Genomic DNA, 13,456 nt, shown 5'->3' with positions numbered 1-13,456 from the left:
TTTTACTACTCTCCTTATTTTTGTTGATCTAGCCTATCCAGCAACAGCTTGCTCGCTTGCAAAAGCCTGATAGAGCACCGCCAGCACTGCCGAAAAAACTACCCGTGAAGGCAAATATAACTGTTTACCCCGCCATAAACGAGGTAATCTCGAATTTGCGGCTATTTCTGTAGTAGAACTCAATTCATCCAAATGCTGCCATAAGTAGTCCACGCCCCTTCTAATAGCTTGGCTTAAGCTTGGTTGGGTTGTTCGTAGTGTTTTTTCTAGTGGTTTTTGCCTAACAGCATTCAAAATCTGCAGAGCGTAAGCTGTTTCTTCCAGCGTTGAGCATCCACTGCCATTCATGCCCCAACCACCGTCTTTTGCTGACTGAGTTGCTAAAACCCATTCAACTGTCGGTTGCAACTGATTTCGTACGGATGGGGATGGGTGCTGTGTTAAAGCCATCGTTGCAATTGCTGTAACGTAAAAAGGACTCTCGTGCCATTTATCTTCCCAGTAACCAGCACTGTTCCTTGTGCTGTAGAGGTAGTCAATCACTTTGTTAATACTGTTGTTTTTCACAACCCAATCAGGGAGAGTGGGTACGCTTAATAAAGCTGCCAGCACATGAGCGTTGGCGCTTAAAGAAATACCTCTTTCCAATTCAAAGCAAGCAAAGTAAGTGTCGCGCTCAAAGTTCTGTAAACAGTCCACTGAAACTGTTTTCATTCCTGTTTTTTCAGCCAACAAATTATGCGCTGCCAGTAGCATTCCGGTATCATCTGAGTCTGTTACTACTCCTGTTAATCGGCTGAAGCTTGCTCCCTTCTGGGTTAAGCTTTTTTGCAACCAGATTAATAGCTTTTTTCCAACTGAGCGGAAAGCTTCATCTTTGAAATCGAACCCCCCTTGGATAAGGTTGTATAAGACCCAAGATCCCTCAAACACATCAATCGGATAGGCATTAGGCATAGCACCCGGATCACCATTCCTGCGAGCCTGATTCGATAAATGTGTTAGCCAATCAGCAGCAGCCGTATCCCACTCTGGACTATGAATCAAAACAGCAGCAGTAGCTGCAGGTGAGTTGCCATAGCTACCATTGGTTGTCTGCAGTGGCTTTAACCGCTGAAAATCAATAGAAGGGGCGAAAGCTTCTACAGAAAAAATCAAGCCAGATTTGCCGGTGTAAATAAGTTCTGGGGAGGCAATGCTCAACTTGTGGTGATAAATTTTTAACAGTTCAGCCTTATCTGGAAACTCAAACACCACACCTAGCTTTTCTAGTTCATCCAAAAGTGTTGGAACTAAAATTTCAAAGGCAATGCTTTCGTGATGAGCGATTGACCATTGTCTTAAGGCAGTCCGTAGGTGAGCTTCAGCACGTTTAGCAGCATTGCGAGTTGATTCAGTTTGCTGTGGGGCTTTGAGCAAGGCTAAAAGACCTGCCAGGGTAGGTACTATTGTCTGAGGTGGATAACCCCAGCTACCATCTCTTGATTGATGCCTAAGAAGCCAGTTGAAAGAGTCGGGAAAGGCTAGCTGATCAGGATTATGTGGGTCCCTTACCATAGCCACCCAAGCAACATCATAAGCAGCGGCGGACATTTTCCCTCCACCCCACTTTTCGTCATAGTCAGCTACCATCTCTTCGAGTAAAGCCAACACCATATCTCGTAGCTTTAAGCCTAATGTAGGCTGACTTTGCTTGGTTAAAGAAGTAACCATCTTTAGCTTTCCTTTGCTAAATTTCAAGGATATCTGCAATCAAAATCAGGCAGTTATGCTGAAAAATTTTTATGTTTTGTTGTGAGATTTTCTCATCGGTAGATTGTTAAAAATTTTCAGCCTATATGCGTTTAACTTGCAGATAACAAGTGTGTAGCAGCCGTCTCAATACTTTTCGGATAGTACTTGATCCCCCCTAGCCCCCCTTTTTAAGGGGGGAACTATCTGCCCCCTTTTTAAGGGGGTTGGGGGATCTCATAGAGCGGAAACATCACTAACCGAAATGTATTGGCAGCCGTCTTGGATCATTTGTGTAAAATCTCATATGACAAGTGTGACTTAGGTAATCGTAAGATGATTAAGAACCATCTAATAATCCTTCGTCTGTCACTTACAGCAGAGATATATTCAAATCCTTTGATTGAAAATAGTTTGACTCTTGATTGAGAACATGATGTTTATTTTCAATACAAATGTTTTTTGCAATACAAAACCCAAACTCTTCACAAGACAAACTTTTGAAAAATTTAATTATTTCCTCTCATTATAAATAATTAATTTTAGTTGGCAAACTTTTTGGCAAAAAGTTTCGTAAAATCTCAAAACTTTAAGAGGACAAGGAGAATCAATGAAAAGAGGATGAAAAGAGGATTCAAACCAGGTCAAACGCATCTCATTAATCTTGACAAAAACCTTAGTTAATGTATCAACAAAAGAATAAGAATTTATCCTTTGAGTGATTTTGACATAAGTCAAAGCGATCGCCTTGCACTGCGCAAAAGCGCGATCGCCTAAAATTTAGTCAATCAGCATTCGCGTTGACTGCGATTATTTTGGGCTTTCTTAAGATAGAGACATTCTTATTGACATTGCGGCGTTTGCCCTGGAATTCAAACCCCTGCTTACCAAACATTGAGGATGAGGACTTCCGCTAACTACTTAAAAAGAACTGAGGAACAGTTCTGATTGCACACCGTCCTCTTGCCATAAGAAGGTAAAGAGTGGGCTGCATCTCCTTTAGAGTTAAAGTAATTGCTACCCAGGGATGCGATCGCCAACCCGTAGCACTGCGCTGCCTGCGATCGCCCACCCGTAGCACTATGCTGGTGCATCTTACAGAGCTTTTGATTGAGGTGGGTATTGTTCACCAACATCTCAAAAGGCGATCGCCTAGGGTTTTACGGGCAATGCCGCCCTAGGATTTGTGGTCTAATCATAGAATCAGCGCTGTAAAAGTTACGGTTGGGTGTACTCATGTTTCAAAAACCACTGATTAATCAGCCCTAACTGATTCGACTTAACAGCTTCTCAGGATGGGCTTACTGCCAACATACCCTTTTTTAGGAGGTATACATTGAAATGATTATCAGCCGTAAGAGTTGGAAATGGCAAGTATGCTTGACTACATTTATAGCAACTGGTAATATATTGGCTTACTTTGGAACTATGGCTGTTTTGTGATTTTTAGTACAGTATTTATTGTTAGTGAAAATACATACTTTTATTAACAGTCCTCAATTATCAAGCTATTTGCAGCTTTAATATTTGAATAATTTTGAGTCTCATTTTTTCTTGAGATGAGCTAAAAATTCAGAAATTTTTCTAAGAAAAAATTTTAAAACAAGCAATACAATTGATGGCTCGTATAACCAGGTACGCCACTTCTTGAACGATGCGCCCTGGGATGAGACGAAGCTAAACCAGCGTCGTTTAGAGGTGATGAAATCATGTCGTCAAACCAAAGTCCCACTAAGTCAGCCGACTCGTAGAGTCAGAAAACCAAGTCGTGAGATTTGGAATCCCACCTCTAAGCGCGACAGCTAGAGGTGGGAGGATCTCACCACCAGCAATACAGATAACAAGAGTATTTCACTGGATTTACTGGACTTACTGGATTTACTGGATTTACTGGACTTAATATCAAACATCATTCCCAGGACGCCAGCCGCCAAGTAACGCTGCAACACCCAGCGCTGCAAAAGCAACCGCGCCCCACTTCACGGGTGGATTCATATCGAACCAGTCCAAGAAAGTTGGTATCACCAAATGGTCAAAGTCTCCCTTAACTCGGTCGTACTCTGGGATGGCGGGTGTAAAAAGATTGTCTGGTGCGTCCTCTGACTTTGGTTCGTTGGTGCGCTGTCCCGGAATGCCGATCACCGCCAATATGGAATCTACAAGTTCTGGTGAAAGGCGCTGCAACACATCTAACACCCTGCCCACATCCCCGGCGATAAAATCACGAGTGGGATGTTCGGCGGTGTAGAGAATGGCATCAACAACAATGCTGGGTTGATAATACGGTGGTATGCCTGTAGGCTTAACTCCTAATTTGGTGCGAACTTTGTTGTAGTAAGGCGTATTAATGACCGAAGGTTTTATTGATGTGACGCTGATGGGCAATCCTTCGTGTTGCAACTCAACGCGCAGTGCTTCTAAGAAACCTTCTACACCATGTTTGGCAGCAGAGTAAGGGCTTTGCAGTGGTAGAGCACGTACACCTTCCACTGAGGAAATATGAATTAACGCCCCGCGTCCCTCTTGTTTGAGATAGGGCAGTGCCGCCATTGCACCATGTACCTGTCCCATCAAGGTGACATCAATGACGCGTTGAAACTCCTCTGGTGTAATGTTCTCAAAAGGAGCAAGTACACCTGTAGCCGCAGCATGAACCCAGGTATCCAATCTTCCGTATTGTGCTACGGTTTTGTCTGCGATCGCCTTAACTTGTTCAAAATCGCTGACATCCGCAATAACATATGTTGCTTCACCGCCAAAGCTTTGAATTTCCTCTACCAAAGACTTTAACCCTGGTTCACTGCGTGCAGCTACCATGACTTTTGCACCGCGTTGGGCAAATCTTAGCGCTGCTTCTCTTCCTATACCACTGGAAGCCCCAACGATGGCAACAACTTGCTGATTAATTGGCTTTAATTGCATGATTTATCATCCGTACCCTCTCCCTTCTGTATTAAGCTTTATTAAGCCAATGTTCATCTTTCGCAGGTGTGAGCAGTGGTTTATTTCTTAAGAGTAGGGGTGCTTTGGGCGACATACGTGTCAATTTAAGGCTCAACTGTTTATTCCATGTTGATTTACCCCACACGCCAGTCGCCTGCGGAGGGAAACCCTCCTGCAGCGCTGGCTCCCCTTAATCCCCTCCCCTTGCTAAGGGGAGGGGAGGTTTTGGCGCAAGACAAAACCGGGGTGGGGTAAAGCGAGAATTGCGAGCAAGCACAAGGACGTGATATGGCGTGATCACAAGGTTTTCAGCTTAAATTGACACCAATGTTTGGGCGATCGCGCACAGCGGAGTGCCAGAGGCGATCGCCCCTACTTGTCACACAAAGACAATTTCTAATACATAGCTGATAAATACGCTGGAATTTCAGAAACCATCCGATAGATAACCGTTACACTTTTTCTAGCAGGTTGCGTTCAAATTTCGTTGGTGGAATAGGCTCAGATTTGGTAGGTGATTAGATTAGACATGAGACATTTTTGATAGTGCTGGAATAAAAATAAATAATAAAATAAGACTAAAGGATGATGACAATAATGTTGTCATCAAATTAACCCGTATAGCACAGGCACTCACAGATCACTTGACGCTCTCAGCCTACTGAAAACAACTCATGTTTAGGCTGAAAATCTGTAACAGCGCGTCTTGGTGTTGTAGCTAAGAAAAAATTGAGCAGTCACTGCGATCGCCTCTGGCGCTGCGCTGTGCGCAATCGCTCTCAAGCGGGCACTCCGTGCCAATGCCCAAAGGGCACGCACTCGCGAACGCCCAAAACAAGCAATGGAGTAATATCCTCTGTTCAATGTATACATGAACCAACATGAAAAACTACAAGAACTGTACGATCTGCTAGACGAGAAAATTCTCCACTTGCGGAAGGCGAGAATTATTGAGACAGACCCTTTAGTCCTGTTCAAGTTGGATAAGCAGATTGAGGCGGAAGAAGAAGAACGCCGTAAAATCGTACAGGAGATTGATAATCTAGAGTCAGTAGCTTCTAGTGAAGAGTTATACCGTGCTTTGTTGAAATTAGGCTACCGCGAGCAAGTGCGTTCATTCCTCAGATTTCTCAAAGCGCAGTCAATAGCAGCTTTTCTGATTCACGGATTACTAGATCACGGACAACGTTGGTTACTGAATCGATTAGTCACACAGCATATTCGCTTCAGTACAATGGGCAAGATGGTGCGAATTGAACTTGACCGCATAGGACGCAGAAGAGATATTTCAGCATTATGGCGCGAACTTGGTGGTCGTGTTGGTTTGGGAAGACAACACTCATCCACAGAGATTGCTGAACGAGTTTTTCAATGGTGGAAGACGCAGAATGTCATCCTTGTCTTCCATGATGTGGATTGTATGCCACAAGGGTACTTGCAAGAGCTACTCCACGAATTTTGGTTGCCATTAGCGAGTCAAGCACGAGAGGTTGTATCTCAAACAAAATACCAGTTACTCATGTTTTTAGTGGATTATGAGGGCTGTGTCGGTTGTCAGGATACGATGTTCGTTGAGCAACTAGAACCAACTTGGGAACCAAAAATTCCGATTAAACTCCCAACGATTACTCCGTTTTGCGATCGCACTCTCACTGACTGGATTGAGACAGTTGAGACTGAGTTCAACACGTTACCTCTTGTTGAAGTCATCTATCAAATAGAAGATTTAGTCAAAGAAATTTTGGAAAATAGTGATAACGGGGTTCCAGAACTGGCATTTTCAGAAATTTGTGATTTGTGCGGCTGCAATTGGTATGAAGAAAGGGAAAGATGGTTAAAAATTTGACAAAAAAACCACTAGAGTACACAGGCAAGGTGCAGCCGCAGTCGGGAGAAAGAGATGCGAGTGGACAGTTGTTGTATCCTTACTTGCCGAATGAAGAACTGATAGAAGCTGTTAACCTGGCAATATACCTCGAACGACCACTCTTGCTTAAAGGGGAACCGGGATGTGGTAAGACAAGGTTGGCTCGTGCTGTAGCTTATGAACTTGGTTTGCCGTTAGAAGCTTGGTACATCAAATCTACCACTCGCGCAAAGGATGGTCTTTATAGTTATGATGCCGTCAGTCGCTTACGCGATGCCCAACTAGCTGCCACAGGTCGTATCATCAAAGATGAGGATATCCCACGGATTAGCGATCCTGCTACCTATGTGAAGTGGGGACCATTGGGACGTGCTTTCCAGAACGAGCAGCGGACTATAATATTGATTGACGAAATTGATAAAGCTGACATTGACTTTCCCAACGACTTGTTATTAGAACTTGATGAGCAACGGTTTATTGTTGAGGAAACAGGACAGGAAGTTCAGGCAAAAGCGCCGCCTATCGTTTTTATCACAAGCAATGACGAAAAAGACTTACCAGATGCTTTCTTGCGGCGGTGTTTGTTCCACTATGTAGAATTTCCTAGCCCCGAAAGATTAGTAGAAATTGTAAAGAACCACTTTCCTGATTCACCGAAGGCGTTGGTAGGTAAAGCTGTGGTTCGCTTCTTAAAGCTGCGGGAGGAAATGCGGAAAGATAAAGGAGAAGGTGGTAAGAAAGTGAGTACCAGCGAATTGATTGACTGGTTTAAGGTGCTACGCCGCTATCCTCAAGATGAGGTTCTGGCAAAACTCGATGGTAAGCTTCCATTTGCTGGCGTGTTGCTGAAAAGTTGGGATGATCATATTCGTCATTTGAGGCAGAACCGTGGACGTGAATGAATTGCCACTCCAAGAACTCTTCACTCGGTTACGGGAAGCAGGCTTACCACTTGGTATTGATGAGTATCAATCGGTTTTGCGAGCTATGCAAGCTGGTTTTGGGATGAGTGACAAAGCTGCTTTGAAGCGTTTGTGTCAGACTTTATGGGTCAAATCTGCCGAGGAAAAGCGGTTATTTGAGTATCACTTTGAACAAGTGATGGGTAGTAAAGCTGTTTTGCCAACCTTGGAGACATTGGCTACGCAATCTAGACAGCGCACGCTTTCTCAGATTACTCGCTATGTAGCTCTGGCAGGAGCTAGCATCATAACCGGGATTATTATTTCGGGTGTCGGATTCTCAATGGGCAAGAATCAAAATCAGAACACAAATCCGACACGTCAACATCAAGCAGCTGGAGTAGATACTGATAAAACTCGAAACAGTGGAACAAATACAAGCTCAACTCAGACAACACAGACGAATTTAACCCAGACTCAGAGTAATAGGAGTGCGATCACCCAGTTTGTAGTTTTGAGTTTTGGAGTAGTGTTGGTTTCTGGAACAGCACTGACTACTGTGTATACAGTTACTACATGGGTAGGTAAGCAGTTCTCTAAGCAACGAGTTAGTGATGATAACTCCATTTCCCACACGACTACGACCATATCCACTTCAGATATATCTTCGTTGACTCAAGCGATTGAAGATGAGGTGCAAGTAGCCCAAGCAGTTTTGCAAGCGACCAGCTGGGACGAACAGATATCACATGGTGGCTTAACTGTGTCTGCCGACTACCTGCCTGTGACTCAGCGGCAGATGAAGCAAATCTGGCGGTACTTGCGCCGGATGATACGAGAGGGACAGCCAACCGAGTTGGATATAGAAGCGACGGTCAACCAAATTGGACGCCAAGGCACTTTGCTAAAACCTGTCATCGTACCCCGTCGGGTCAACCGAACTGAACTGCTGTTACTGATTGATCAAGATGGCTCAATGGTACCCTTCCATTCTCTATCGCAACGTTTAGCAGAAACTGCTCAACGGGGAGGACGCTTGGGACAATCTAGTATCTACTACTTTCATAACTGCCCAGTAGAACATCTTTACCACGATCCTAATCATCAGTATGCTGAACTCATTGAGAATATTTTAGCCCAACTGCATAAAGAAAGAACTGTTGTACTAATTTTTAGTGATGCAGGTGCTGCGCGTGGTGGTTTGAATCCAGAGCGTCTTGCTTGGACAGAGGCATTTCTGAAACAGCTTAAGCAATGTGTTCGTTACGTTGCGTGGCTTAACCCCATGCCACAATCGCGCTGGTCTGGCACAACAGCAGGTGATATTGCCCATCTGGTGCCGATGTTTGAAGTTAGCCGCCGAGGTTTGCAGGATGCGATTGATGTGTTGCGCGGACGCTCTACAAACTTTGAGGAGCGGAAAAAATGAGCAAGATGAGACCTGAAGTTACCAACCGACGCATTGAGTCTTTTGGAAAACGCTTTGGACAAGCGCATCTGTATTTGGCGTGTCATGCTGCTTTTCCCCTAGCACTCACACCCGATTTGTTATATCGCCTATGGGCTAACTTTCAACGCGATATTCACGCTAAAATGCTAGGCATTCCCTGGATAGCTGTGGCGGATCTGCTGCTTTCTAGCCTGTGCAATGAAGTAGGGCATGAACTTTACGAGATGGATATAGCAGTGCGAAAGGAACTGCTTAAACGCTTGAAAGATGACCCAGATTTTGGTCAACAGCGACTCAATGAGCTGGCTAACTTTTTACTTGATTATATCCGCCAACAACTTCACAGCGATGATCCGGATGTTCAAGACCTTGCCCAAACTCAACGTTGGACGGCATTAGCCTACGTACAACCCAGCCAAGCAGCTCGTGAACTAGCATTGGCTCTATCAAAGTTGAATCACAAGCAGGACACAGCTGAATTAGTACGATTCGCCTCATTAGTAAACACAGTTGCTGAGCCACTGGCGGAATTTGAGCCATTGTTAATTTACACTCGTGGAATGGCAAGCTTTGTTCGAGGTGATATAGAAAGCGCAGGAAATCAATTTGCTACACTACCTGTTGAGAACAATCAGATAGAGGTTGCTGGAGTAAGTCTACTCATTCCTGAACAAATCACAAAGGTAAGCAGGCAAGTGGAAGTAACTCCTGTAACCCAGATTCCCAAGTCGAAAAATCAAAAAATTAAGAGTTCAATTCTGAATATATTTAGCAGTCTACTGCCAAGTATGCAGACTAGTGACACACAGCAGGTAGCTTATGCTTCCCAGTCTTCATATAGTAGGCGTTACCATGAGACTGTTGCAAAAGGCTGGTTGCAAACTGTTCTTGTTATCAGTTTGGGAATTACCGCCCTAATACTGGGAGTACGGGAACTAAAATGGTTGGAGTCTTGGGAGTTAAGAGCATATGACCAGATGTTACGGTTACGTCCTACTGAAGCACCTGATCCCCGTATTTTGTTGGTAACTGTCACTGAAGATGATCTTCGGCAATACAGATGGCCTGTGTCAGATAGTAAAATGAACGAGTTGTTGGCGAAATTAGAGTCCTATCAACCGCGTGTCATTGGTATAAATATATATAGACCAGAACAGACAAATCTGGGGGCTTCTTTAAAGCGTCGAGATAACATTGTGAGTACGTGTGCATTCAGCAGCGTCGGTCTACCGGAAATTGCACCACCATCGAATTTTCCTATAGATAATGTCGGATTTATCGACTTGATATCTGATAAAGATGGCATCGTTCGCCGCAGTTTGTTATTTGCGAATTCCCCAAAAGACAAGAAATGTACAACGAACTTCTCGTTTGCGGCTTTACTAGCAATTAAATATTTAGAAAAACAAGGTATTGAACCTGATTTCAGCGATGAAAATAATTTCAAGCTGGTTGATGCTCATTCACAAAAGGTAAAAGCCAGTTTTAAAATTCTTGACAGCAATGCAGGTGGTTATAAAAGCATGGATGATGGCGGCTACCAAATCATGCTGAATTACCGCCATCCGGATAGCCTAGCCCAAGAAATCACTTTCTCACAAGCCCTGAAGGGCAATATAAATCCTAACTGGATAAAAGACCGTCTCGTTATTATTGGTACTAAGTCTCCCAGCCTTCATCCTGGCTTTTATACACCATATAATGCTCTGCCAAACCAACCTGCAAGAATGCCTGCTGTCTTTATTCATGCACAGATAGCCAGTCAGATGCTCAGTACAGTCTTGGATAAGCGACCTGTCATTTGGTACTTTTCTGGCTCGGCTGAAAGTATGTGGGTCTGGGGCTGGTCCCTGGTAGGAGGGGTTCTGGCATGGCGCATTCAGCATTCACTCTTTCTTGGATTGGCACACGGAATAGCCATAGTAACCCTATTTGGGCTTTGCTATGTCCTCTTTTTACAGGGGGGTTGGATACCGCTTGTCCCATCAGCACTAGCTTTAGTAGTTACAAGTGTAAGCGTCAGGGTCTATGTAGAGTTTCAACCTAGACTAGTTCATCGACAAACAGAGGAATCACGCAAGAATAAGTTACCTAATAATAACTTGACAAAAAAGAGCTAATTTGTTGTAAGAGTATTAGGTTTTACACTATACTAGCGTACCAAACTCTTGTTAAAGGAAAAAGCAGCATTTATTAAAACCCTAAGTCTGTGGCGATAAAAATTAAACCTTGCAGCGTAGCGCGATCGCCGCTCCTAACCCTCCATCAAAATCCCCACTAAAATCTGCATCAATACTTCCAAATCTGGTAGGAACTCGGTACAGCATTAAATACTGAGTGACTACCCTAATCAACTCATCCACGAATATCAAACACTCGTCCGCGAGTATTTGATACTCATCCACGAGTATCAAATACTCATCCACGAATATCAAACACTCGCCCACGAGTATCAAACACTCACCCACGAGTATCAAACACTCATCCGCGAGTATCAAAGACTCGCCCACGAGTATCAAACACTCACCAACGAGTATCCAACACTCGTCCGCAAGTATCAAACACTCATCCGCGAGTATCAAACACTCGTCCACAAGTATCAAACACTCGTCCGCGCACTGTCGCTTGGTGAGAAAGAGTTCAAGAACAATCACTCTCTTTCCTCAAGAGCAAATGCTAAAATCTGCATCCAAGTGATATTCTATACTCTATGTTAAAAAACTGAATTTGTGAAAACTGACAGCATTTTCTATCGCCTATTTCAAGAATTTCCAAGTATCTTCTTTGAACTCATTGGTGAACCACCTCAAGAGGCTAACGCTTATCAATTTTCATCAGTTGAAGTCAAGCAAACAGCTTTTAGAATTGATGGTGTATTTCTTCCTACACAAGAAGGCGATAACCCGCTTTACTTTGTGGAAGTTCAGTTTCAAACAGACGCGGAAATTTACGCTCGACTGTTTGCAGAAATCTTTTTATACCTACGGCAAAATCAACCACAAAATGACTGGCGTGCTGCTGTGTTATATCCTAGCAGAAGTTTAGACATAGCAGATATTAAACATTACCGTGAATTCTTTACCAGTCAACGTGTTAGCCGTATCTACCTTGACGAATTAGGTGAGGCTGTATCGTCACCCATTTCCATTGCAACCGTCAAGTTAGTGATTGAGAATGAAGATACAGCAATTGAGAAAGCAAGGGAGTTGATAGATAGAACTAAACACGAGATAAGTTCACAACAGCAACAGCAGCAATTACTACAATTGATAGAGACGATCTTAGTCTACAAGTTTCCAAATATGAGTATAGAGGAGATACAGGAAATGTTTGGATTGAGTGATTTAAAGCAAACGAGGGTTTATCAGCAAGGAGTAGAAGAAGGTGTCCGTCGGGAAAAGCTCAGAACAGTACCTCTGTTGTTAAGATTGGGGTTGACTGTGGAACAAGTGGCACGAGAGTTAGAATTGACTGTAGAAGAAGTGCAGCAAACACCGCAGCAACAATCTTCTTCATGAAAAATAAGATCCCCGACTTCTTAGAGAAGTCGGGGATCTCAAAGGTAGTCAATTTGATGAAACAATTTGAAATTCGCTATTTTTTAGCTTTTTTTATCCAAGCTTTTTCTTTAAAACTGGTATTTGTCCATGTGCAAGATTTTCCATTTTAATGGCAACTATACCTTCATCAAAAGCTCTTTGAAAAATCTCTTGACTGTCTAATTTTTTATACCCCAGACCATCATAAAATCCCTGAGCAAATACAATCGCCGCTTGGTCTTCAATTGGCTGGTTCATCCCAATTGTATAGTTAATATATTGGCTAATTGCCTTTGCAGGTTTTTCTGAATAACAGGCATTCAGCAACACACAGTTCACATATTTAGCGTGCAATTTAAACAATGCAGCTAACCCTTCTGGTGATACAGGTTTGTGGTTTCCTCCATCATCCTCTAACACCAAGCTACCATCCTCCATACCATGACCGCAGAAATGAACAATTTGAGGGCGTACTTCTGCGATCGCCCTGCGAATATCTTGAGGACGTACAGCAGTTCTGGCATCAATTTCAAATAAATCTCGTCTTGTCGCCCGTTCGATCGCTGCCCTAATTTCCCGCATCTCTTTGTCTAAACGTAAATTATGCGGTTGTGGAATTGCTGCCAAAATCAATATTTTTTGCTGTATCTTTTTAGGCTCAGATTTTGTTGGGAGTGGTGCAGGTTGCAGCTGATTTTCAATTTCACATAATCTATCACTAAATTCTTTGAGGGTACACTCCTCTTCTTGAAGAACCTGTTCATATTGAAACTTACGTGATGGATCAGTTTCAATAATCAATGTTTTTTGTATCCTTTCGACTTTCTCACTTTGGAGTGTACTCAGTTCTTCAAGCCAGTTTCTTTCTCGTTCCAATCGACGCCGTTGGTCTTCTGTTACCATGTTAAATATTTATAAAAACAAGATTTTTTACGCGAATCGTGTGATAAAAGCAAAGCTGTTTTATCGAAAACTGGTGCTAACTACATGATTCCATAAGTTCATAGCGAAAACTTGAACGAAG

12 protein-coding genes are annotated in these 13,456 nt (G+C 43.3%); 7 read left to right on the top strand and 5 right to left on the bottom strand.

All coding sequences use genetic code 11. The annotated features are described in order from the left end of the window. Nucleotides 1-33: 33 nt before the first annotated feature. The gene (locus tag AACT52_RS32605) at nt 34-1,713 is read right to left on the bottom strand and encodes a prenyltransferase/squalene oxidase repeat-containing protein (RefSeq protein WP_073634761.1); all 1,680 of its coding nucleotides are present in this window, start codon (nt 1,711-1,713) and stop codon (nt 34-36) included. 1,001 nt (nt 1,714-2,714) lie between these two features. Here AACT52_RS32605 and AACT52_RS32600 point away from each other — a divergent pair. Next, complete coding sequence (locus AACT52_RS32600; RefSeq protein WP_143172932.1) at nt 2,715-2,912, top strand: hypothetical protein; 198 nt, start codon at nt 2,715-2,717, stop codon at nt 2,910-2,912. 721 nt (nt 2,913-3,633) lie between these two features. Here AACT52_RS32600 and AACT52_RS32595 read toward each other — a convergent pair. Both AACT52_RS32595 and AACT52_RS32590 read right to left on the bottom strand, forming a co-directional pair. Further along, nucleotides 3,634-4,653 carry an SDR family oxidoreductase gene (locus AACT52_RS32595; protein ID WP_073634760.1) on the bottom strand — a complete coding sequence of 340 codons (1,020 nt, stop codon included), beginning with the start codon at nt 4,651-4,653 and terminating at the stop codon, nt 3,634-3,636. 699 nt (nt 4,654-5,352) lie between these two features. Further along, a complete protein-coding gene (locus tag AACT52_RS32590; RefSeq protein ID WP_073634759.1) occupies nt 5,353-5,547 on the bottom strand; it encodes a hypothetical protein in 195 nt (64 codons plus the stop codon). On the opposite strand from AACT52_RS32590, the gene AACT52_RS32585 reads away from it, so the two are divergent. The 4 genes from AACT52_RS32585 to AACT52_RS32570 are packed head-to-tail and all read left to right on the top strand — an operon-like array spanning nt 5,546 to nt 11,013. Continuing rightward, entirely contained in the window at nt 5,546-6,520 is a 975-nt protein-coding gene (locus tag AACT52_RS32585; RefSeq protein WP_073634758.1) for a hypothetical protein, read from the top strand. The two genes, AACT52_RS32590 and AACT52_RS32585, sit on opposite strands and share 2 nt — an antisense overlap. Next, complete coding sequence (locus AACT52_RS32580) at nt 6,505-7,443, top strand: AAA family ATPase (RefSeq protein ID WP_073634757.1); 939 nt, start codon at nt 6,505-6,507, stop codon at nt 7,441-7,443. The genes AACT52_RS32585 and AACT52_RS32580 overlap by 16 nt, the downstream gene beginning before the upstream one ends. Next, nucleotides 7,430-8,872 (top strand): hypothetical protein, encoded by a 1,443-nt coding sequence (locus AACT52_RS32575; protein ID WP_233154135.1) that lies wholly within the window; start codon nt 7,430-7,432, stop codon nt 8,870-8,872. Before AACT52_RS32580 ends, AACT52_RS32575 begins: the two co-directional genes overlap by 14 nt. After that, entirely contained in the window at nt 8,869-11,013 is a 2,145-nt protein-coding gene (locus AACT52_RS32570; protein ID WP_073634755.1) for a CHASE2 domain-containing protein, read from the top strand. Before AACT52_RS32575 ends, AACT52_RS32570 begins: the two co-directional genes overlap by 4 nt. Nucleotides 11,014-11,115: 102 nt before the next feature. Here the strand turns inward: AACT52_RS32570 and AACT52_RS32565 are convergent, their stop codons facing one another. Next, nucleotides 11,116-11,298, bottom strand: a complete 183-nt coding sequence (locus tag AACT52_RS32565) for a hypothetical protein (protein WP_083630676.1) — start codon at nt 11,296-11,298, stop codon at nt 11,116-11,118. On the opposite strand from AACT52_RS32565, the gene AACT52_RS32560 reads away from it, so the two are divergent. Together AACT52_RS32560 and AACT52_RS32555 are read left to right on the top strand one after the other, a co-directional pair. Then, the gene (locus tag AACT52_RS32560) at nt 11,284-11,610 is read left to right on the top strand and encodes a hypothetical protein (RefSeq protein ID WP_198941030.1); all 327 of its coding nucleotides are present in this window, start codon (nt 11,284-11,286) and stop codon (nt 11,608-11,610) included. The two genes, AACT52_RS32565 and AACT52_RS32560, sit on opposite strands and share 15 nt — an antisense overlap. 12 nt (nt 11,611-11,622) lie before the next feature. Beyond that, the gene (locus AACT52_RS32555) at nt 11,623-12,411 is read left to right on the top strand and encodes an Rpn family recombination-promoting nuclease/putative transposase (RefSeq protein ID WP_073634753.1); all 789 of its coding nucleotides are present in this window, start codon (nt 11,623-11,625) and stop codon (nt 12,409-12,411) included. Between the two features lie 93 nt (nt 12,412-12,504). Here AACT52_RS32555 and AACT52_RS32550 read toward each other — a convergent pair whose 3' ends face one another. Continuing rightward, on the bottom strand, nt 12,505-13,335 hold the full coding sequence (locus AACT52_RS32550) for a CHAT domain-containing protein (RefSeq protein ID WP_083630674.1): 831 nt from the start codon (nt 13,333-13,335) through the stop codon (nt 12,505-12,507). Between the last annotated feature and the right edge of the window lie 121 nt (nt 13,336-13,456).

The sequence above is a fragment of the Scytonema sp. HK-05 genome, from assembly GCF_963872035.1.
In the GTDB taxonomy this organism is placed as follows: domain Bacteria; phylum Cyanobacteriota; class Cyanobacteriia; order Cyanobacteriales; family Nostocaceae; genus Kalymmatonema.
This window is presented reverse-complemented; position numbering and strand designations above follow the sequence as displayed.

Coding starts and splice junctions, on each gene's coding strand:
- AACT52_RS32605 (WP_073634761.1), bottom strand. CDS start 1,713: ATGGTTACTTCTTTAACCAAGCAAAGTCAGCCTACATTAGGCTTAAAG.
- AACT52_RS32595 (WP_073634760.1), bottom strand. CDS start 4,653: ATGCAATTAAAGCCAATTAATCAGCAAGTTGTTGCCATCGTTGGGGCT.
- AACT52_RS32585 (WP_073634758.1), top strand. CDS start 5,546: ATGAACCAACATGAAAAACTACAAGAACTGTACGATCTGCTAGACGAG.
- AACT52_RS32590 (WP_073634759.1), bottom strand. CDS start 5,547: ATGTATACATTGAACAGAGGATATTACTCCATTGCTTGTTTTGGGCGT.
- AACT52_RS32580 (WP_073634757.1), top strand. CDS start 6,505: ATGGTTAAAAATTTGACAAAAAAACCACTAGAGTACACAGGCAAGGTG.
- AACT52_RS32570 (WP_073634755.1), top strand. CDS start 8,869: ATGAGCAAGATGAGACCTGAAGTTACCAACCGACGCATTGAGTCTTTT.
- AACT52_RS32550 (WP_083630674.1), bottom strand. CDS start 13,335: ATGGTAACAGAAGACCAACGGCGTCGATTGGAACGAGAAAGAAACTGG.